This is a genomic window from Flavobacterium sp., from assembly GCF_036782315.1.
Classification (GTDB): Bacteria; Bacteroidota; Bacteroidia; order Flavobacteriales; family Flavobacteriaceae; genus Flavobacterium.
The window spans coordinates 158,508-180,246 of record NZ_DAIPZK010000001.1; the positions used below are offsets into that span (position 1 = coordinate 158,508).

The following is a 21,739-nucleotide window of genomic DNA, read 5'->3' on the forward strand; positions in this document are numbered from 1 at the left end:
ATTACTTCACTTCTTTAACTAGATAAATATAAACCGGGAAGTGATCAGAAAATCCAGGAACTCCATTTTGATTTCTCAATGGATAGCCTTTCCATTGACCTGTTTTTTGGATTAAAAAAGGCTTGTTATAAATTCCCGCTTTCCAATATTTAAAGGAACCATAATCATTATTGTCTGCTGGAATTAATTGTTGGCTCACCATAATTTGATCAAAGATATCTCCTGCATCTCTGTGAAAAAGCGTTGCATGTCCGTCTTTTTGCATTTGTTCAAAAGGATTGTAAACATCTCTAGGCTCTTTTAATTCCGTTTTTTTAAGTTTTGCACCAATACCTTCTTTAACCGATTTATTATAAGGGCCATCATTTAAGTCTCCCATAGTGATAAACTTAGCTTTAGGATTAATTTTAATGATTGAATCCATAATTTTTCTATTTAATCTACCCGCTGCTTCTCTATAAGGGCTACTTCTTTTTTCACCACCTGAACGAGAAGGCCAGTGGTTAACTATAACATTAATTTCTTCTCCATCTAGAAGACCTGTTACTAAAAGTTGGTCACGAGTGTAAATTCTTTTAGTTTTTTTATCATAGTTTACATTCTCTTCAACTTCTTTTTCTTCTTCTTTTGACTTTTTATCCTTTTTATCTACTGTAGTTTCCGTTTCATAAACATATAAAGGCACATTGATGTAACTAGTAGGTTGAAAATGTTTTTCTTGATATAAAAAACCCACATCAATTCCACGTTTATCTGGAGAATCAAAATGTACTACTTTGTATCCTTTATTAATAAGAACAGGGTGTTTTACTAAATCTTCTAGAACTCTTCTGTTTTCAATTTCACATGCACCAATAATAACTGGTGAGTTTTTTTGACTTTCACTTGTGCCTAATTCAATAAGAACTCTACTTAAGTTATCTAATTTCTTATTATAATTCTTTTTAGTCCATCCGTTTGCAGGAGTATACTCTTCATCAAAAGTATCTGGATCATTAATAGTATCAAATAAGTTTTCAAAATTGTAAAAAGCTACGGTATGTACCTTAAATTTTTTATCCTGCGAAAAGCCTTTGTTTACTGAAAAAACAACTGCAAAAACCAAGAATAGATGTTTAATTTTCATAAAAAGAATGTTATATTAATATCAAGTTTATTACAAATTGGGTGCCAAAGGTAAATAATATTATTAAAAGTTATACATTTGTAGGCTGTTAAGTTTGTAACTACTTAACGTTAAATATGTATTAATTATAATATTCTTTATGAAAAAACTTGTATTAAGCACTTTGTTAGTGCTGCAAGCTGTTTTTGTTTTTGCACAGCAAAATCCGGCCTTGAAAGGTAAGGTAATCGATGCTAAAAGTCAAAAACCATTACAAAATGTTGTGGCTGTAATTCAGAGCACAAACCAAACAGTTCTTACCACTTTTGATGGTTCGTTTGTTTTTCAAACAATCCCTTCAGGTGAACAAGTATTGGTTATCAAAACTCCAGGGTACAACCAACAAACATTAATGTTAGAACCTTTTACAGGTGAAACAATCGATTTAGGGGTAATCTTATTAGAAGAAGATATCACCTCTGAACAACAATTAAGTTTAGTGACAATCACTGAAAATGACTTAGGCGATGACAACAGTGGTTCAGAAAGTACTTCTGGATTATTACAAGCGTCAAGAGACACTTATCAACAAGCAGCCGCTTTTAACTGGGGATTAGCTCGTTTTAGAATTAGAGGTTTAGATAATGAATATGGAGTTACCATGATTAATGGTATCGCTATGAATAAATTATACGATGGAAGACCACAATGGAGTAACTGGGGTGGTTTAAATGACGCAACTCGTAATCAAGAATTTACAATGGGTTCTGCACCATCTGATTACACTTTTGGTAACGCATTAGGAACTCAAGAAATTAACACAAGAGCTTCTTTCTACCGTCCTGGAACTAGAATTTCGATGTCGGGAACTAACACCAACTATAGTTGGAGAATGATGGGTACGCATGCATCTGGAATGAATAAAGACGGATGGGCATTTGTAGTTTCTGCATCAAGAAGATGGGCAGAAGAAGGTTATTTTGAAGGTACTGATTACGCTGCAAATTCATTATTTGCAAGTGTTGAAAAGAAATTTAACGACAAACATAGTTTGAACTTAACTTCAATTTACGCTCAAAACAGTAGAGGTAAATCTTCTCCTAATACTCAAGAAGTAACAGATTTAAAAGGAGTAAGATACAACTCTTATTGGGGATGGCAAGATGGTAAAAAACGTAATTCAAGAGATAAAGACATTGAAGAACCAATGACTATGTTATCTCATTACTGGAAAATTACAGATAAGACAACTTTAAATACTAACGTTGCTTTTCAAACAGGTAAAATAGGGAATTCAAGATTAGATTTTCAAGGTGGAAATAATCCAGATCCAACTTACTACAGAAACTTACCAAGTTATTATTTGAATCAATTTGATAACAATGGGGTTTGGGCACCAGATTATACTCAAGCTGGTATCGCAAGAGCTAACTTCTTGGCAAACGGACAAATTGATTGGAATGCCATGTATGTAGCTAACCAAAACAGTGTTAATCCAGGAAGAAGTATTTATGCTTTATACGAAGATAGAACAGACGACAATCTTTTAAGTGCTAATTCAATATTAAACTCAAGTTTATCAGATAACATCAGTTTAACTGCTGCTGCTAACTTCAGAAAATTAAGATCACATAATCATCAAAACTTATTGGATTTATTAGGAGGACAATTTTTCTTAGACATTGATCCTTTCTTTGCTGGAAATGCTGCTCAAACAGATTTAAACAACCCTAATAGACAAGTTGTAGAAGGTGATACTTATGGTTATAATTATCTTTTACACGCTTTAACTTTCGATGGATTTACTCAGTTTAAATTTACTTATGACAAAGCTGATTTCTATTTAGCACAATCTTTTTCTAGAACAGAATATCAAAGAGAAGGTCTTTACAGAAACGGAATTTATGCTGACAATTCTTATGGAAAAGGAGAAAGCGTAACTTTTGAAAACTTTGGATTCAAAGGAGGTTTAACTTACAAACTAACAGGAAAACATTTATTTGATTTCAATGGTATGTATATGACAAAAGCGCCAACATTGAGAAACTCATTTTCAAATGCGCGTTTAAACAATAATATTACTCCAGATTTAGTTAGTGAATCTATTGTAAGTGCTGATGGTAGCTACATTATTAGAACTCCAAAATTCAAAAGTAGATTAACAGGATTCTATTCAAAAATTAGCAATTCAACCGAGATTTCATTTTTCTATGCAGAAAACATCGGAGACAATGAAGGTGATGAAGATGCTTTCGTAAGTGAAATTGTTACTGGTTTAGACAAACAAAATATGGGTGTTGAATTAGGATTAGAGTACCAACTTACTTCAACAATTAAAGTAACTGCTGCGGCATCTTATGGTCAGTATATTTATTCCGATAATGCTAAATTAAAAACTAACGATGATGGTTTAGCTGCTTTAGGACAAGATCCTATTAAAGATTTTGGGAAGGTGTACATCAAAGATTACCGCCAACCAGGTATGCCACAAACTGCTGCCTCTTTTGGACTAGAGTATAGAGACCCTCACTTCTGGTGGGTAGGTGCAAACATCAACTATTTAGGTGATTCATATTTAGACGTTTCAAACATTTTAAGAACTGATAACTTTAGTATTGACCCAGCTACTGGAGCTTCATATCCTGGAGCTACGGAAGATGAAGTTAGAAGAGTATTAAAACAAGAAAAATTTGATAGTTTCTCTATCTTAAACTTAACTGGAGGAAAATCATGGAGAATTAGTAAAGCAAACCGAAATACTGTAGGTTTCTTTGCTTCTGTTAATAATGTTTTAGATGTTACTTACAAAACAGGAGGTTTCGAACAATCTCGTAAAGCTACTTTCCCAGATTTACAACAAGATTTAGTAAGTGGAACACGTGCTTTTGGACCTAAATATTTTTATGGTTACGGAAGAACTTTCTTTGTTAACTTCTATATTAACTTCTAAAAAATTGCACTATGAAAAATAATTTATTAAAATCAATTTTCTTGTTGGCTACCACATCGGTAGTTTTAACAAGTTGTGTTCAAGATGATGATTTTGCTATTCCAACCATAAACATACCTATTTTTTCAGATTCATTTGAAACAAGTTGGGATGATTGGACAAAAGTAAATGTAACAGGCGCTCAAGAATGGCGTTTAGATACTCAATTTGGAAACCCTGGTAATTGTGCGGTAATGTCTGGTTTTGCCGGCGGTAACAATGTTAATGAAGATTGGTTAATCTCTCCAGAAATAGATTTAACTAATGTTTCTGGCGCAAAATTAACTTTCCAAACGGCTTCAAGATTTGCTGGTAATTTATTACAAATAAAAATCTCTTCAGATTACACCACTGGTAATCCTAACGCGGCAACTTGGACAAATTTATCTGCCACTTTAGACACTAACACAGCTTCTTACGTTTGGACAAACTCTGGAAATATAGATATTTCTTCATTTGCTGGTGAAAATGTTCGAATAGCATTCGTTTACACTTCAACGAGTACTGCATCTACAACATGGGAGGTGGATAATATTTTAATTCTTAAAAATTAATACGCTATGAAAAATTTAAGATTATTACTAACAACAGCTGTTTTAGCATCTTTAGTAGGATGTGTAAACGGTGATGACTATGGTACTCCAGACTTATCAAACGAATGTATTACTATAGCAAAAACTAAAGAAGTAACCGATATTACTTCTATTGCAACTGCAACTGCAACTCAGTATACTACTGACGAAACTTTAACAGATTACATTGAAGCTTATGTAACTTCAAGTGATGAAGGAGGTAATTTTTATAAATCAATCTCAATGGTTTCAACAGATGGCTTAACAGGATTTAGTATGCCTGTTGACAATTACAACTTGTATGCTGAATTTGAACCAGGAAGAAAAGTAACGATTAAATTAAACAAAAACAGATTCTTCATTAAACAATATGGAAGTACTGTTTTAGGTTCATCTTACAATTCTGGAGTGGGACGTATTTCTGGAGTTGAATACAAAGATGTTATTTTAAGAAGTTGTGATAAAGTTAGCGAAGAAGATTTGGTAAATCGCCTAACCATTTCCCAAGCTAAAAACGACCAATACTTAAACAAATTAATCGAGTTTGATGCAGTTCAATTTACAGATGCATCAGTTGGAAAAAAATATTTTGACACATCTGTGAACAATTTAGGTGGAGCTACAAATCATTTAATTACAGATGTTTTAGGCAACACTATTATTTTAAGAGCAAGTGAATATGCAAACTTTGCAAGTCAGATTATTCCAAATAAAAGTGGTAAAATTAGAGGTGTTTTAACAAAATACAATAATGATTATCAGTTTATGATTAGAACTATTGAAGATGTTAAATTAGACCAAAACAGAATTGTGCTTTCTACAATTTTTGAAGAACCTTTTACAACAAACTGGACCAATTGGATTAAACAAAGTGTTGTGGGTGCACAAGTATGGTCTTTAAACACCACTGCTGGTAATCCAGGATCTTGTGCAACAATGAATGGTTTTTCAAGTGGAAATAGAGATAATGAAGATTGGTTAATCTCTCCTGCAATTAACTTAACAGGTTATAATTTGGCTGTATTAAGATTTGATAATTCAACTAGATTTTCAGGAACTCCTATTCAAGTGTTTGTTTCTACAAATTATACGTCTGGAAATCCAAATTTGGCAACTTGGACACAAATTACAGGTTTTACATTAGACACAAATACAAGTTCTTATATTTGGACAAACTCTGGTGGTAAAGATATCTCAAGTTATGTAGGTAATACTAATTTTAGAGTAGCTTTCAAATATATCTCAACAACTGCTGCTGCTAGTGCATGGCAAATAGATAATGTAAAAATTAGTGGTCAATAACAAGACTCTATTTTAAAATATTTAAACCCTCAGAAGTGTTACATTTTTGAGGGTTTTTTTATGCTTGCTATTTCGTACCTTTGTAATCTTAAAGAACGATTATGTTAGAGAAAGAAGTTATTGACTTTGAAAAATCAATTATAGTTGGAATTGTAACACAAAACCAAAGTGAAGAAAAACTCAAAGAATATCTTGATGAGTTAGAATTCCTTACCTATACTGCTGGTGGAACAGTTATCAAACGTTTCTCCCAAAAAATGGATAAACCCAATCCCAAAACATTTGTGGGAACAGGAAAGTTAGAAGAAATTAAGTACTTCATCAAAGACAACGATATCAAAACCGTAATCTTTGATGATGAATTAACACCCTCACAATCTAAAAACATTACAAAAGAATTAGATTGTAAAGTTTTAGACCGAACCAATCTTATTTTAGACATCTTTGCGCAACGTGCTGAAACTTCATATGCTAGAACGCAGGTAGAATTAGCCCAATGTCAATATTTACTACCTCGCCTAACTGGAATGTGGACCCACCTTGAACGTCAAAAAGGAGGTATTGGAATGCGTGGTCCTGGTGAAACCGAAATTGAAACCGACCGTCGTATTGTGAGAGACAGAATATCGTTGCTAAAAGATAAAATTAAAGTTATCGACAAACAAATGGCAACCCAACGCAGTAATCGCGGTGCTATGGTACGTGTAGCTTTAGTGGGTTATACCAATGTTGGAAAATCAACTTTAATGAACGCTGTTGGAAAAAGCGACGTATTTGTTGAAAATAAATTATTTGCTACCCTTGATACTACCGTAAGAAAAACAGTAATCAAGAATTTACCGTTTCTTTTAAGCGACACTGTGGGATTTATTAGGAAACTTCCAACACAATTAGTTGAGTCGTTTAAAAGCACCTTAGATGAAGTGAGGGAGGCCGATTTATTGCTTCATGTAGTAGATATTTCACATCCCGATTTTGAAGACCATATTGAATCAGTAAATCAGATTTTACAAGATATTAAAAGTGCTGATAAACCTACGATTATGGTTTTTAATAAAATTGATGCGTTTAAATCAATTCATTTTGACGAAAATGATTTAAGTGTTGAAAAAACAACCAAACATTATACCTTGGAAGATTGGAAACAAACATGGATGAGTAAGTTAGGCGAAAGCAAAACATTGTTTATTTCCGCTACTGAAAAAGCCAACTTTGAGGAATTTAGAGAAAAAGTGTACGAGGCAGTAAGAGAAATTCATATCACGAGATTTCCATACAACAAGTTTTTATATCCGGATTATAAAGATGCTGTTGAAAATGATTAATAAAAGACCTCATTAAGGTCTTTTATTTTGATTTATATAGTGGAACCGCTGAACAAGCTTCGCCAAACATAACACTTTTAGCTACTTTCATCAACTTTTGAATAGCTAAAGTATATACTTGGTTGGGAACCGGTTTTTTTGAACATCCTTTAAGAATTAAAGGTTTTTGAAAGTAATCTGTATAATCTAATTTGTTTAAAATGTCTTGATACCATTCTATTGTTGCTAATTCTTTATTTCCATGAATGACTTTTAAAGTATGTGGCGCCAAATGAACCGAAACTAAAGCAAATGCCCAAGCTGGAAGTATGGCATCGGTTGAACAAAATAAAGCCACGTATTTATCTTCAAATTGTGACCAATCAGTTTCTTTTAATTTTGCTCTGAATTCTGATTCTTTAAGGATAAATCCTTCTAATAACCATTGCGAAATATCTAAATCAACCACATGATTATCCGGATAGTAATCTTCTAAATCGAATACCATCAAGGAACTTTGTGCTACTTTGTTTACTATTTCGTCCATTGTTTAGTCTCAGTTCGGTCTCAGTTTTCAGTAAGAAGCTCAGAAACTGCTCACTGTAACTGCGACTGTTTACTTTTTTACAACATTCCCAATTCTAACTTCGCTTCTTCGCTCATTAAATCTTTACTCCAAGGTGGATCGAAAGTAATTTCTACTTCACATGATTTAACAGCGTCAATCGATTTGATTTTTTCTTCTACTTCTTGTGGTAACGTTTCCGCAACGGGACAGTTTGGCGATGTTAGGGTCATTAAGATTTTTACATCGTTATCCTCATTGATCATCACATCGTAGATTAAACCTAATTCGTAAATATCTACAGGAATTTCTGGATCAAAAATTCCTTTTAAAACCTTGACAACGTCTTCGCCTAAGTTGATTGTGTCGTTAAATTCTTCCATGTTATTAAGTTTTCAGTCTCAGTTTTCAGTCTCAGAGCAATTAGAAAACTGCTAACTAAGACTGAGAACTAACACTAGTTATTGTTTTGCTTGAAATGCTAAAGCATACATTTTTATTTGTTTTATCATTGAAACCAAGCCGTTGGCTCTCGTAGGTGATAAATGCTCTTTTAATCCTATTTCGTCAATAAAATCGGTATTTGCATTTAATATGTCTTTTGGAGATTGATTAGAAAAAGCTCGGATTAGAATTGCAATAATCCCTTTGGTTAGAATCGCATCACTATCGGCTGTAAAAACGATTTTTCCATCTTGTTCTTCACCATGAACCCAAACTTTAGATTGACACCCTTTGATAATGTTTTCATCTACTTTATACTGCTCATCAATTAACGGAAGCGATTTCCCTAATTCTATGATGTATTCGTAGCGTTGCATCCAGTCATCAAACATGGAAAACTCGTCTACTATTTCGTTTTGTATTTCTTTAATCGTCATTTTATTTTTCGGTCAATTTCAAAATTTTATTTACCAATTTTTCTATTTCTACAGGCGGATATCCATGATCGAAACCATTGGCTGGATATTCTACTCCACCAGAAATAAAAATAATATTCGCATGAGCAGCACCATCGTAAAATCTCATTTCGGTTGGCCATTTCAAATCTTTTACTTTAGTTAAATCCAATGCTTTTGTCAATGTTGTAATTTCTTTCCAATCGGCATCTGAAATCTTGATTTTCTCTTCGTAATCTTTGAAATCGCGTACTCTAGAAACAAACAAAATTTGATTTTCAACTTTCACAGCTAAGGCTAAACCTCTAGCATTAGCTTCATATTTAATAGTGGGCATTACATTTTGCATATTTGTCTCAGATGTTAATGCGTTAGATGAAACTGTATCTTTCTGACAATTACAACTTGTAATCGTAATCAAAAAGGCTGCTAGTATGGTGAAAATAGCTTTCATAATTTTACTTTTTAAGATAACATCATTTGCGCTTTTTTAACCGCTTCTACAAAGATATCAATTTCTTCCTTTGTATTATAAAAAGCAAAACTTGCTCTAATCGTTCCTGGAATATTGAAAAAATTCATAATAGGTTGGGCGCAATGATGGCCGGTTCTAACCGCTATACCTAACTTATCTATAATTGTGCCAATGTCATACGGATGAATGCCTTCAATATTAAACGAAATTACAGAAGCTTTATTTTCACTGGTTCCATAGATGGTTAACCCTTCTATTTCTTGTAATCTTTTTGTTCCGTAATCTAATAATTCTTGTTCGTAAGCTACAATCTTATCAAAACCTATCGAATTCATATAATCAATTGCAGTTCCCAAAACAATTCCGCACGAAATGTTTGGAGTTCCGGCTTCAAATTTATGTGGTAAATCGGCATACGTTGTTTTTTCGAAAGTAACTTCGGCGATCATTTCGCCTCCGCCTTGATACGGTGGCAATTTTCGCAACCATTCTTCTTTTCCATATAAAATTCCAACGCCTGTTGGTCCGCAAATTTTATGCCCTGAAAACACATAAAAATCACAATCCAATGCTTGTACATCTGGGCGTAAATGTGGTGTAGCTTGTGCTCCGTCGATTAATACGGCTGCTCCTACTCCATGTGCTTTTTTGATGATGTATTCAATCGGATTAACCGTTCCAAGGGCATTTGAAATGTGATTTACGGTTACTATTTTCGTTTTTTTGGAAAGTAATCTATCAAATTCTGAAAGGATTAATTCTCCTTTTTCATTCATTGGAATTACGACCAACTTTGCTCCTGTTTTACCACACAAAAATTGCCAAGGCACAATGTTACTATGGTGTTCCAAAGCAGAAACCATAACCTCATCGCCTGCTTTTAACAAACTTGCAAAACCATTCGCCACCAAATTAATTCCGAAAGTAGTTCCCGAAGTAAAAATGATTTCGTGATTGTATTTCGCATTTAAGTGATTTTGAATCGTGTTTCTTGAAGCTTCATACGCATCGGTAGCCAATTGACTCAATGTATGCACACCTCGGTGAATATTTGCGTTGATTTCAGTGTAATATTTCGAAATAGCATCAATTACCACTTGTGGCTTTTGCGAAGTGGCTCCGTTATCAAAATACACCAAGGGTTTGCCATTTACTTTTTGCGATAAAATGGGAAAATCAGCTCTTACTTTTTGAACATCAAACATACTGATATTATTTATTTTTTATAAAACAAAACCGCAATGAAGCGGCTTTATATACTACAAATCAAATCCCATATTAACCCCTAATTTATCGGCAATAATTCTTCCGATTTTAGCTTTTAATTCTGGTATTTTGATGCTATTTGTTACTTCACTTGTAAAGGCATACATCAACAAGGCTTTCGCTTCTTTTTTAGGAATTCCACGTTGTTGCATGTAGAACATCGCGCTTTCATCTAATTGTCCAATCGTACAACCATGCGAACATTTTACATCATCGGCAAAGATTTCCAATTGTGGTTTTGCGTTGATAGTCGCTTTATCGCCAATTAAAATGTTATTGTTTTGTTGGAAAGCATCGGTTTTTTGCGCTTCTTTTTCAACGAAAATTTTCCCATTGAAAACTCCGGTTGAATTATCATGTAAAATCGTTTTATAGTTTTGGTGACTTTCGCAATTTGGTTGCGCATGGTGCACCAATGTATAATGATCTACGTGTTGTTTATCGCCAATAATAGTAATTCCTTTCAACGTAGAATCGATTCGTTCTCCTTGGTGATAGAAATTCAAGTTGTTTCTGGTGATGTTTCCACCAAACGAAAACGTATGCACTGCTACTCTACTCTCTTGTTTTTGCGCAATGTACGTATTGTCAATCAAATTCGCAGTTTGCACATCATTCTGAACTTTGTAATAATCTACAATCGCGCGCTTTTGAGCGAAAATCTCAGTAACTGAATTCGTTAAAACTGGATTCGAATTCAAACTTTGATGACGTTCTACGATTTGCACATGAGCGTTTTCTCCTACGATGATTAAATTTCGAGGTTGTACCATCAAAGCCGCTTCATTTCCGGTTGAGAAATAGATGATTTCGATTGGTTTTTCAACCACTTTGCTTTTTGGAATATTGATGTAAGCACCTTCCAATGAAAAAGCAGTATTAAGCGAAGTCAAACTTTCTTCTTTACTTGCTATTTGATTGAAATAGGTGTCAATTACCATTTTATATTTCGGTTTGGTCAATGCCGAAGACATCAAACAAACATCTAAACCTTCATGGGTTGTAGAAGACAAAAACGAACTGAAAATTCCGTCGATGAAAACTACTTTGTAGGTATCAATTTCGTGTAAGAAATACTTTTTTACGTCTTTAAATTCAATTGCGTTATCCTTTTTTGGGAAAACCGAAAAATCATTTTTTAAAATCGCATTTAACGACGTGTATTTCCAAGCTTCCTCTTTTTTTGTTGGGAAACCTTTATTTTCGAAATTTTTTATGGCGTGATTTCGAACTTCATGCAAATCTTCATTGTCTTTGATTTTTTCTTCAAAGGCCATGAAAGAAGCTATCATTTTATCTTTTAATTCCATATTTAATGTTTATGGTTTATGGTTTTTAGTTTATAGTTGCAAGAACAATAAACAATAAACTACAAACAGTTAAACCAACTCGTTTTTAATCCAATCGTATCCTTTTTCTTCTAACTCTAAAGCTAAATCAGCTCCACCAGTTTTTACGATTTTTCCGTCCATTAAAACGTGAACGAAATCTGGAACAATATAGTCTAACAAACGTTGGTAGTGCGTAATCACTAATACCGCGTTGTTTTCATTTTTCAATTTGTTTACACCGTTAGCTACAATTCGTAAAGCATCGATATCCAAACCTGAATCGGTTTCGTCCAAAATAGCGATTTTTGGCTCTAACATTGCCATTTGGAAAATCTCGTTACGTTTCTTTTCACCACCCGAAAAACCTTCGTTTAGAGAACGTGACAAGAATTTTCGGTCCATTTCTAATAATTCAGATTTCTCGCGGATTTTCTTTAACATTTCATTCGCTGGCATTTCTTCTTCACCATTCGCTTTACGTTTTTCGTTGATAGCTGTTTTGATGAAATTCGTTACCGAAACACCTGGAATTTCTACTGGATATTGGAACGATAAGAAAACGCCTTTGTGTGCTCTTTCTTCTGGAGCCAATTCTGAAATTTCTTCTCCGTCTAAAAAGATTTCGCCTTCAGAAACTTCGTAATTTTCATTTCCAGCAATGATAGAAGATAATGTTGATTTTCCGGCACCATTTGGTCCCATAATCGCATGCACTTCTCCTGCTTTAATTTCAAGGTTGATTCCTTTTAATATGTCTTTGTCTTCAACAGACGCGTGTAAATTTTTAATGCTTAACATCTTATTTTTTTATTTTAAACCATTTAAGGCATATAAGTTCACATAAGTTTTATCCAACACTTCCTTCAAGTGAAATTTCCAATAATTTTTGTGCTTCAACTGCGAATTCCATTGGTAATTTATTCAATACTTCTCTACTGAAACCGTTTACGATTAAGGCAATGGCTTTTTCAGTTGGAATTCCACGTTGGTTACAATAGAACACTTGATCTTCTCCAATTTTTGAAGTCGTTGCTTCGTGTTCAATTTTTGCCGAAGCATTTTTACTTTCGATATAAGGGAAAGTATGTGCTCCACAATTGTTCCCCATCAAAAGCGAATCACATTGCGAGAAGTTTCGAGCATTTTCCGCTCTTGCTCCAATTTGCACTAATCCTCTGTAACTATTTTGTGATTTTCCTGCTGAAATTCCTTTGGAAATAATGGTCGATTTGGTATTTTTACCTAAATGAATCATTTTCGTTCCCGTATCGGCTTGTTGGAAATTATTAGTAACGGCAATCGAATAAAATTCCCCGATTGAATTATCACCTTTCAACACACAAGAAGGATATTTCCAAGTTACAGCCGAACCAGTTTCTACTTGCGTCCAAGAAATTTTTGCATTTTTCTCGCACAAACCTCTTTTGGTTACGAAATTATAAACACCACCTTTTCCTTCTTTGTTTCCTGGATACCAGTTTTGAACCGTTGAATATTTGATTTCGGCTCCGTCCAAAGCTATCAATTCTACAACAGCTGCATGCAATTGATTCTCATCACGACTTGGAGCGGTACATCCTTCCAAATAAGAAACGTAACTTTCTTCATCAGCCACCAATAAAGTTCTTTCAAACTGACCAGTTCCTCCTTGATTGATTCGGAAATAGGTTGATAATTCCATTGGGCAACGAACGCCTTTTGGAATGTAACAGAAACTTCCATCAGAGAAAACCGCCGAATTTAAAGCCGCGTAAAAATTATCTTTCATCGGCACAACTGTACCAATATATTTTCTAACTAATTCTGGATGTTCTTTAATCGCTTCGGAAATACTCATGAAAATAATTCCTTTTTCAGCCAAAGTTTTCTTGAAAGTCGTTGCCACTGAAACTGAATCTACCACAATATCAATTGCTACATTGTTCATGCGCTTTTGTTCGTCGATAGAAATACCCAACTTTTTGTACATCGCCAAAAGTTCTGGGTCAACGTCTTCTAATTTTTTATTCGGATCGGCTTTTTTAGGTGCCGAATAATACGAAATCGATTGAAAATCAGGTTTTTCGTAATTTACGTTTGCCCATTCTGGTTCTTCCATTTCTTGCCAAGCACGAAAAGCTTCCAAACGCCATTCTGTCATCCATTCTGGCTCGTCTTTTTTCTTGGAAATGGCACGAACGATATCTTCATTTAACCCAACAGGAAACGTTTCCGAGTCTAGTTCGGTGTAAAATCCATATTCGTATTCTTTATTTTCTAATTCGACTTTTAAGTCGTCTTCTGTATACTTACTCATATCTTTTGATTTATAGAGAGAAACTCTCTCCACATCCACACGTTCTTTGGGCATTTGGATTGTTAAAAACAAATCCTTTTCCATTTAAACCACCTGAAAATTCTAATATAGTTCCTGCCAAGTAAAGAAAACTCTTCTTCTCTACTGCAATTCTAACATTATTATCTTCAAATATTTTATCGTTTTCTCCTATTTCTTTGTCAAATTTTAATTCATATGACAAACCTGAACAACCTCCACTCTTTACGCCCACTCTAACGTAATCCTTAGTGGTATCAAAACCATCATCTTGCATCATTTCGATGATTTTTTTACTTGCCGTATCTGACACTTTAATCATAGCTATTTTGATTTTGTCTAAATTAACCGCAAAGATAAGCCATAAATTGCTTTTTACAAGAGTTGCTAACATTTTTATAACTTATCGATTCATAGCTTCTGTTTATAGTATTTTTTGTAATTTGGCAGAAAAATGTTCGAAGTATGAAATTATACCCAATTGAAGCAGGAAATTTTAAATTAGATGGCGGTGCTATGTTTGGTGTTGTGCCCAAAACCATTTGGAATAAAACTAATCCTGCTGACGAGAATAACTTAATTGACATTGCAGCAAGATGTTTGTTAATTGAAGATGGAAACCGATTAACTTTGATTGATACTGGAATGGGCAACAAACAATCAGATAAATTCTTTGGTTATTATTCACTTTGGGGCGACCATTCGTTAGATAAATCATTAAAAAATGCTGGTTTTCATCGTGATGACATTACCGATGTTTTTATGACACACTTGCATTTCGACCATTGTGGCGGAAGTGTGAATTGGAACAAAGACAAAACGGGTTACGAAGTAGCTTTCAAAAACGCCAAATTTTGGACCAATGAAAATCACTGGAAATGGGCAACGGAACCAAACGCACGAGAAAAAGCCTCTTTTTTACATGAAAATTTATTTCCAATGCAAGAAAGCGGTCAGTTGCATTTTATTAATCGCCCAGATAGTGATTTTGGTTTTTCAAGCGAGTTAGGTTTCGATATTTTCTATGCTGATGGTCATACGGAAAAGCAAATGTTACCACACATTAACTACAAAGGAAAAACCATCGTTTTTTGTGCGGATTTATTAGCAACGGCTGGTCATATTCCAATTCCATATGTAATGGGTTATGACACTCGTCCTTTATTAACGTTAGACGAAAAAGCAAAATTCATGAATGCAGCCGCTGATAATAATTATTATTTATGGTTAGAGCACGATGCTCACAATGAAATTATAACGGTTGAACGAACTGAAAAAGGTGTTCGTTTAAAAGATGTTTTCAAATGCGAAGACATTCTAAAATAATGTTAAATAAACAATTCAATTGTAACAAATACAAATCACTTCAGTCCAATAACTGAAATTAATTAATTGAAAAATGAAGAGAATTTTTAGACCACTTTATCTAAGTTTAGCTTTTGCTTTTGCACTAGCAAGTTGTGGACCGCAAAAAATGGTTTCAACACCTGTTGAAAATATTGATAATTTACCTTTAAAAACAACTCCTATTGCAGAAAATGACTTAAAAAGATGGAGTCATTTAGATCTAGTAAAAGATACTGTTCCAGGAATGAGTGTTGATAAAGCTTATGCTGAGTTGTTAAAAGGCAAAAAAGGTCAAAAAGTAATTGTTGGAATCGTAGATTCTGGTGTTGATATCAATCACGAAGATTTAAAAGCTGTAATTTGGACGAATCCAAAAGAAATCCCAGGAAACGGAATTGACGATGATAAAAACGGTTATATTGATGATATTCATGGATGGAATTTCTTAGGAGATGCGGTTCATGAACAATTAGAAATGACTCGAATCGTTAAAAAAGGGCCTGGAACTCCAGAATATGATAAAGCAAAAGCGGAATTAGAAGAAGAATTGAAAGGGATTCAACCCCAAAAACAACAATTAGATTTTATTGTAAATGCTGAAAAAACATTAGTGGGTTATTTCAAAAAGAACGATTTTACCTTAGAAGAAGTAAAAGCTATTCCGGCATCAGAAACTTCGTTAACACAAGCTAAAGCGGTATTTACTCAAGTTTTAAGCAATACAAGCAAAGCTGATTTTGACAAACAAATTGAAGAGTACAAAGATTATATCTACGGACAAGTTAATTACAAATTAAATGTAAATTTTGATGGAAGAAAAATCGTAGGAGATAATCCAGAAGATTTAAAAGATACCAAATACGGAAACAACAATGTTGTAGGTCCAGAACCAAAAGAAGCGAAACACGGATCACACGTTGCAGGAATTGTAGCGCAAGTTAGAGGAAATAAATTAGGTGGCGATGGCGTTACGAATAATGCTCAAATTATGACCTTAAGAGCAGTTCCTAATGGTGATGAATATGATAAAGATATCGCTTTAGCGATTCGCTATGCCGTGGATAATGGTGCCAAAGTGATCAATGGTTCTTTCGGAAAATACTATTCACAACAAAAAGAATGGGTTATGGATGCCATCAAATATGCTGAATCTAAAGATGTTTTAGTAGTTATCGCTGCTGGTAACGAATCGTATGATTTAGACGTTAAAAACAAATATCCAAACGATACTTATGATGGAAGCCCTGAATATGCGAAAAATGTATTAATCATTGGTGCTCTTGCTCCTACATATGGAACAAAAATGGTGGCAAGTTTTTCAAACTATGGAAAAAACAATGTAGATATTTATGCTCCTGGAGATAAAATTTATGCTACTACTCCATTAAATACGTATGAATATTTACAAGGGACTTCAATGGCTTCTCCAAATGTTGCTGGTGTGGCAACCTTAATTCGTTCATATTATCCAAGCTTGACTGCTGTTCAAGTAAAACAAATCATTATGGAAAGTGGAACGCCTTTAAAAAATCAAGTGGTAATTGGAGAAGACAAACACAAAGCTAATTTTGCGGATGCTTCAAAATCAGGCAGAATTGTGAATGCATATAATGCTTTACTTTTAGCAGCAAAAATGGCAAAAAAATAATTTGTAAATTCTATTAATCATTATAATTCCTACAAGGCTTTTAAAGGCTTTGTAGGTTTTCTTTTAAAACGCAACTATGAAAAAAATACTTTTATTAAGCTTATTTCCGGTTTTCGTTCTAGCACAAAACAATCCAAATCCAGGCTACTGGCAACAACATGTTGACTATAAAATGGAGGTGAATATGGATGTGAAAAAATTCCAATACAAAGGAAAACAGGAGATTGTTTATACTAACAATTCACCTGATACATTACATAAAGTTTTTTATCATTTGTATAACAATGCATTTCAACCAGGAAGTGAAATGGATGCCAGACTTCAAGCTATTTCTGATCCAGATAAACGAATGGTGAAAACCTTTAAAAAAGAAGGAAAAGATGTAAAAGAAAGCAGAATAAGCACTTTAAAACCAAATGAAATTGGATATTTAAACATCGCTAATTTCAAACAAGATGGTACTGAAGCAAAAATTAAAGTAGTAGGAACTATTTTAGAAGTAACATTAGCAAAACCTATTTTACCAAAACAAAAAACAACCCTTTCATTAGATTTTGATGGGCAAGTACCATTACAAATTCGTCGTTCTGGAAGATTGTCAGAAGAAGGCGTGGCTTTGTCTATGACACAATGGTATCCTAAATTATGCGAATATGATTTCGAAGGTTGGCATGCTAATCCATACATCGCAAGAGAATTTCATGGTGTTTGGGGTAATTTTGATGTGAAAATCACGATTGATAAAAACTACACTATTGGTGGAACTGGGTATTTACAAAACAAAAACGAAATTGGACACGGCTATCAAGATGCTGGCGTTCAAGTGGTTCATCCAAAGAAAACCAAAAACTTAACTTGGCATTTTTATGCGCCGAATGTGCATGATTTTGCTTGGGGAGCCGACAATGAGTTTATTCACGATATGATTCTAGGTCCAAATAATGTGGAATTACATTTCTTATACAAAAACAAGAAAGAAAACTTAGAAAATTGGAAAAAAATGCAGCCTAAAACAGCTGAATTATTAGCTTTCTTCAATGAAAATGTTGGGGCTTATCCATACAAACAATACTCGGTAATTCAAGGTGGCGACGGCGGAATGGAATATGGTATGTGTACCTTAATCACGGGAAATAGAGCATTTGGAAGCTTAGTTGGTGTAACGGCTCACGAAATGGCGCATTCTTGGTTCCAATTTGTTTTAGCTACTAATGAAACTAAACACGAATGGATGGATGAAGGTTTTACATCGTACATTTCAAATTTAGCGATGAACAAAATATTACCTCCAAAAAAACCAGAAAACCCTTTTGAAGACGCTTATAAAAACTACATTTATTTAGCAAAATCTGGAAAAGAACAACCGCTTTCAACACATGCTGATCGTTACGATTTAAATATGGCATATGGTATTTCTGCTTATAGCAAAGGTGAAGTGTTTTTAGCACAATTGGGTTATATCATTGGGCAAGAAAACCTCAACAAAACTATTAAACGATTCTACAACGAATATAAATTTACGCATCCAACACCAAACGATATCAAACGTGTAGCGGAAAAAGTTTCAGGGGCTAATTTAGATTGGTATTTGTTAGATTGGACATTAACAACCAATACCATAGATTACGCTATCAAAGAAGTTTCTGAAGCTAATGCTGCTAATACTAAAGTAGTTTTCGAAAGAAAAGGAAGAATGCCAATGCCTTTAGACATTATGGTAGAATATACTGATGGAACTAAAGAATTTTTCTATATTCCAAATACCTTAATGCGTTGGGAAAAACCAAATCCGTATGCTGGAATTAAAGGAAATACATTAAAAGGTTGGGATTGGGCTTACCCTACTTTCACTTTTGAAATTGCAAAACCTAAAGATAAAATCAAATCCATTACCATCGATCCAGAAAATATGATGGCAGATGTGAATAAAGAAGATAATATCTTTCCAAAAAAATAAAATGTAAAGCGACTTTCGAGTCGCTTTTTTTGTGTTTATTATCAATTGATAAGATGACAAATGTCATAATTTGCCTCTTTTGACTTTCGTAATTTTAATGTGCTAAAAATGCAATAAAAATTAGTTATTCATTAAAAAACATAAAGTCATGAGCATTGCAACTAAAGACATTAGAAACGTGGTATTTCTTGGGCATTCGGGATCAGGAAAGACCACTTTTATCGAGACCATGTTATTTGAAAGTGGCGTTATTCCACGCCGTGGTTCGGTAGAAAATCACAATACGATTTCCGATTTTACTGATTTAGAACACGAAAGAGAAAACACCTTATACAGCCACTTAATGCACGTTAAATGGCATAACAACAAAATCAACATCATTGACAATCCTGGTTTTGACGATTTTATAGGCGAAGTAGTTTCTTCCCTTAAAGTGGCCGATACAGCTGTAATTCTTTTAAATGCGGCTTCTGGTGTAGAAGTGGGGACTGAAATCGTTTGGGAATATGTTCAAAACTATCAAACACCTGCTTTTTTTGTTATCAATCAAATGGATCATCCAAAAGCAGATTTCGAAAATACTTTAGAACAAGCTGTAAATCGCTTCGGAAACAAAGTGATACCAATTCAATATCCATACAATTCGGGAGAAAAATTCAATAGTATTATCGATGTACTTCGGATGACAATGTATGTTTTCCCAGAAAATGGTGGAAAACCAGAAAAAATACCGATTCCTGCATCGGAATTAGAAAAAGCAAATGCGCTTCATAATGCCTTAGTAGAAGCTGCCGCTGAAAACGAAGAAGGTTTAATGGAAAAATACTTCGAAAAAGGCAATTTAGATGAAGAAGAATTAGCAAAAGGATTAACAATAGCATTGGCACATCAACAAATATTTCCTGTTTTTTGTGCTTCGGGATTAAAAGATATGGGAAGCGGTAGAATTATGGGATTCATTGATGATATTGCACCGTCTCCAGCCGATAGACCAGCGAAAAAACTAGAAAATGGAGGCGAATTAAAATGCGATGCTTCAGACAAAACTACTATTTTTATTTACAAAACACTTTCAGAACCACAAGTGGGAATGGTTTCCTATTTCAAGGTCCTTTCGGGTGAATTGAATGCTGGTGATGAATTGGTAAATGCTGATAACGGAGAAACCGAACGCTTAACGCAATTATTCGTAGCAGAAGGAAAACAAAGAACTGCCGTTGATAAATTAACTGCTGGCGATTTAGGAGTTACCGTTCGATTGAAATACGGACATTCTAACAACACATTAAATGCTAAAGGTGTAGAAAGAAAAGTAAGAAAAATGCAGTTTCCAGAAAGTCGCATCAGAAAAGCGATCGCAACAGCCAATCTAGCCGATATGGAAAAAATGATTAAAGCTTTACATCAAATTGAAGAAGAAGATTTGACTTTCAAAGTAGAGCAATCTTCTGAATTAAAACAAACCATTGTTTATGGTCAAGGGCAATTGCATTTAGATTTAATCAAACATCGCATCGAAAGTGAAAATAATATCGAAATCATCTTTGAAGAGCCAAAAGTACCCTATCGCGAAACCATAACAAAAGCGGCAAAAGCGGAATATCGTCATAAAAAACAAAGTGGTGGCGCTGGACAATTTGGAGAAGTTCATTTAACTATTGAGCCTTATTACGATGATATGCCAGAACCTTATGGAGTAAACGTTCGCAACAAAGAAATTGAAGAATTACCTTGGGGCGGAAAATTCGCATTTTATTGGTGTATTGTAGGTGGAGCAATCGATAATCGATACGCAACAGCCATCAAAAAAGGAATCATGCAATCCATGACTGAAGGTCCGTTAACGGGTTCTTATTGTCAAAATATTCGCGTTTGTATTTACGATGGTAAAATGCATGCGGTAGATAGTAATGATATTTCGTTCCAATTGGCCGCTTCTCATGCATTTAAAGATGCGTTTAACGAAGCTAGACCTCAACTTTTAGAACCTTATTATCAGCTTGAAGTACTTTGTGAAGATACTTACACCGGCGACGTTATGGGCGATTTACAAACCCGAAGAGCCATCATTCAAGGTATGGATACCGATGGACATTATCAAAAAATTATTTCAGAAGTGCCATTAGCCGAACTTAAAGATTATGGTTCTACACTTCGTTCATTAACGCAGGGAAAAGCAAAATTCAAATTGGAATTTAGTTCTTATCAACTGGTTCCTACTCATGTTCAGGAAAGTTTAGTTATAAGCAATGCGGTTTTATCTGAATAACAACAGAATTTTGCACTTTGAAAAGCTTCTTCAAGTTGAGGAAGCTTTTTTTATATTTACTTTTGTTGCTTAAAATCAAACCAAGAACTGATTTAATTTATTTAAAATAAAAAATTAAAATATTTAATTGATAATTAGTAATTTAGATAAAAAAATAACGTGTCCTTTTTTGTACAAACCAAGTTAATTACATCTTTAACAATACTATATTTTGTAGTTATTGTGGTTTTTTCTTTTTTTAGCTTACAATCATATCCCATTCTTGATTCCATTATAGGCGGCATTAGAATTCCACTTTTAATTTTATTGTATTATTTAAGTTCAAAAACAAAAAGCACCTTATATTTTAGCGCCTTAATTCTTTTCTTTTTTGCTTATTTGTTTTTTAAAGAAAAC

The 21,739-nt window shown here is 33.9% G+C and carries 18 protein-coding genes; 8 read left to right on the forward strand and 10 right to left on the reverse strand.

The window, feature by feature from the left end; translation table 11 throughout:
- Position 1 precedes the first annotated feature (1 nt).
- On the reverse strand, positions 2–1,126 hold the full coding sequence (locus V7P59_RS00660) for an endonuclease/exonuclease/phosphatase family protein (protein ID WP_333807671.1): 1,125 nt from the start codon (positions 1,124–1,126) through the stop codon (positions 2–4).
- Positions 1,127–1,265: 139 nt separating this feature from the next.
- Between V7P59_RS00660 and V7P59_RS00665 the strand changes: the two genes are divergently transcribed.
- From V7P59_RS00665 to hflX, 4 genes are all read left to right on the forward strand, one after another.
- Positions 1,266–4,055 carry a carboxypeptidase-like regulatory domain-containing protein gene (locus V7P59_RS00665; protein WP_333807672.1) on the forward strand — a complete coding sequence of 930 codons (2,790 nt, stop codon included), beginning with the start codon at positions 1,266–1,268 and terminating at the stop codon, positions 4,053–4,055.
- An 11-nt stretch (positions 4,056–4,066) separates the two neighbouring features.
- Positions 4,067–4,648: a choice-of-anchor J domain-containing protein gene (locus V7P59_RS00670; RefSeq protein WP_333807674.1), complete on the forward strand. Its 582-nt coding sequence runs from the start codon at positions 4,067–4,069 to the stop codon at positions 4,646–4,648.
- 6 nt (positions 4,649–4,654) lie between these two features.
- Positions 4,655–5,968 carry a DUF5689 domain-containing protein gene (locus V7P59_RS00675; protein ID WP_333807676.1) on the forward strand — a complete coding sequence of 438 codons (1,314 nt, stop codon included), beginning with the start codon at positions 4,655–4,657 and terminating at the stop codon, positions 5,966–5,968.
- A gap of 101 nt (positions 5,969–6,069) precedes the next feature.
- The gene (gene hflX, locus V7P59_RS00680) at positions 6,070–7,293 is read left to right on the forward strand and encodes a GTPase HflX (protein WP_333807678.1); all 1,224 of its coding nucleotides are present in this window, start codon (positions 6,070–6,072) and stop codon (positions 7,291–7,293) included.
- A 22-nt stretch (positions 7,294–7,315) separates the two neighbouring features.
- On the opposite strand, the gene V7P59_RS00685 is transcribed toward hflX, so the two are convergent.
- The 9 genes from V7P59_RS00685 to V7P59_RS00725 form a co-directional block, all read right to left on the reverse strand.
- Positions 7,316–7,819: a DUF2480 family protein gene (locus tag V7P59_RS00685; protein WP_333807680.1), complete on the reverse strand. Its 504-nt coding sequence runs from the start codon at positions 7,817–7,819 to the stop codon at positions 7,316–7,318.
- A gap of 77 nt (positions 7,820–7,896) precedes the next feature.
- Entirely contained in the window at positions 7,897–8,220 is a 324-nt protein-coding gene (locus V7P59_RS00690; RefSeq protein ID WP_194093730.1) for an SUF system Fe-S cluster assembly protein, read from the reverse strand.
- A 78-nt stretch (positions 8,221–8,298) separates the two neighbouring features.
- Entirely contained in the window at positions 8,299–8,718 is a 420-nt protein-coding gene (locus V7P59_RS00695) for a SufE family protein (protein ID WP_333807683.1), read from the reverse strand.
- A 1-nt stretch (position 8,719) separates the two neighbouring features.
- A complete protein-coding gene (locus V7P59_RS00700) occupies positions 8,720–9,190 on the reverse strand; it encodes a hypothetical protein (protein WP_333807685.1) in 471 nt (156 codons plus the stop codon).
- Positions 9,191–9,201: 11 nt separating this feature from the next.
- Positions 9,202–10,416, reverse strand: a complete 1,215-nt coding sequence (locus V7P59_RS00705) for an aminotransferase class V-fold PLP-dependent enzyme (protein WP_333807687.1) — start codon at positions 10,414–10,416, stop codon at positions 9,202–9,204.
- 54 nt (positions 10,417–10,470) lie between these two features.
- Positions 10,471–11,787 carry a Fe-S cluster assembly protein SufD gene (gene sufD, locus V7P59_RS00710; RefSeq protein WP_333807689.1) on the reverse strand — a complete coding sequence of 439 codons (1,317 nt, stop codon included), beginning with the start codon at positions 11,785–11,787 and terminating at the stop codon, positions 10,471–10,473.
- Positions 11,788–11,856: 69 nt separating this feature from the next.
- Entirely contained in the window at positions 11,857–12,606 is a 750-nt protein-coding gene (gene sufC, locus V7P59_RS00715; RefSeq protein ID WP_333807690.1) for a Fe-S cluster assembly ATPase SufC, read from the reverse strand.
- A gap of 49 nt (positions 12,607–12,655) precedes the next feature.
- On the reverse strand, positions 12,656–14,104 hold the full coding sequence (gene sufB, locus V7P59_RS00720) for a Fe-S cluster assembly protein SufB (RefSeq protein WP_333807692.1): 1,449 nt from the start codon (positions 14,102–14,104) through the stop codon (positions 12,656–12,658).
- 10 nt (positions 14,105–14,114) lie between these two features.
- Positions 14,115–14,444, reverse strand: a complete 330-nt coding sequence (locus V7P59_RS00725; RefSeq protein WP_291110121.1) for a HesB/IscA family protein — start codon at positions 14,442–14,444, stop codon at positions 14,115–14,117.
- Positions 14,445–14,587: 143 nt separating this feature from the next.
- Between V7P59_RS00725 and V7P59_RS00730 the strand changes: the two genes are divergently transcribed.
- The 4 genes from V7P59_RS00730 (at position 14,588) to V7P59_RS00745 (ending at position 21,343) form a co-directional block, all read left to right on the forward strand.
- Positions 14,588–15,448 carry an MBL fold metallo-hydrolase gene (locus V7P59_RS00730; protein ID WP_333807694.1) on the forward strand — a complete coding sequence of 287 codons (861 nt, stop codon included), beginning with the start codon at positions 14,588–14,590 and terminating at the stop codon, positions 15,446–15,448.
- 73 nt (positions 15,449–15,521) lie between these two features.
- On the forward strand, positions 15,522–17,117 hold the full coding sequence (locus V7P59_RS00735) for a S8 family peptidase (RefSeq protein ID WP_333807696.1): 1,596 nt from the start codon (positions 15,522–15,524) through the stop codon (positions 17,115–17,117).
- Positions 17,118–17,193: 76 nt separating this feature from the next.
- Positions 17,194–19,074: a M1 family metallopeptidase gene (locus V7P59_RS00740; RefSeq protein WP_333807698.1), complete on the forward strand. Its 1,881-nt coding sequence runs from the start codon at positions 17,194–17,196 to the stop codon at positions 19,072–19,074.
- Positions 19,075–19,222: 148 nt separating this feature from the next.
- Positions 19,223–21,343, forward strand: a complete 2,121-nt coding sequence (locus V7P59_RS00745; RefSeq protein WP_333807700.1) for an elongation factor G — start codon at positions 19,223–19,225, stop codon at positions 21,341–21,343.
- Positions 21,344–21,739: the final 396 nt, after the last annotated feature.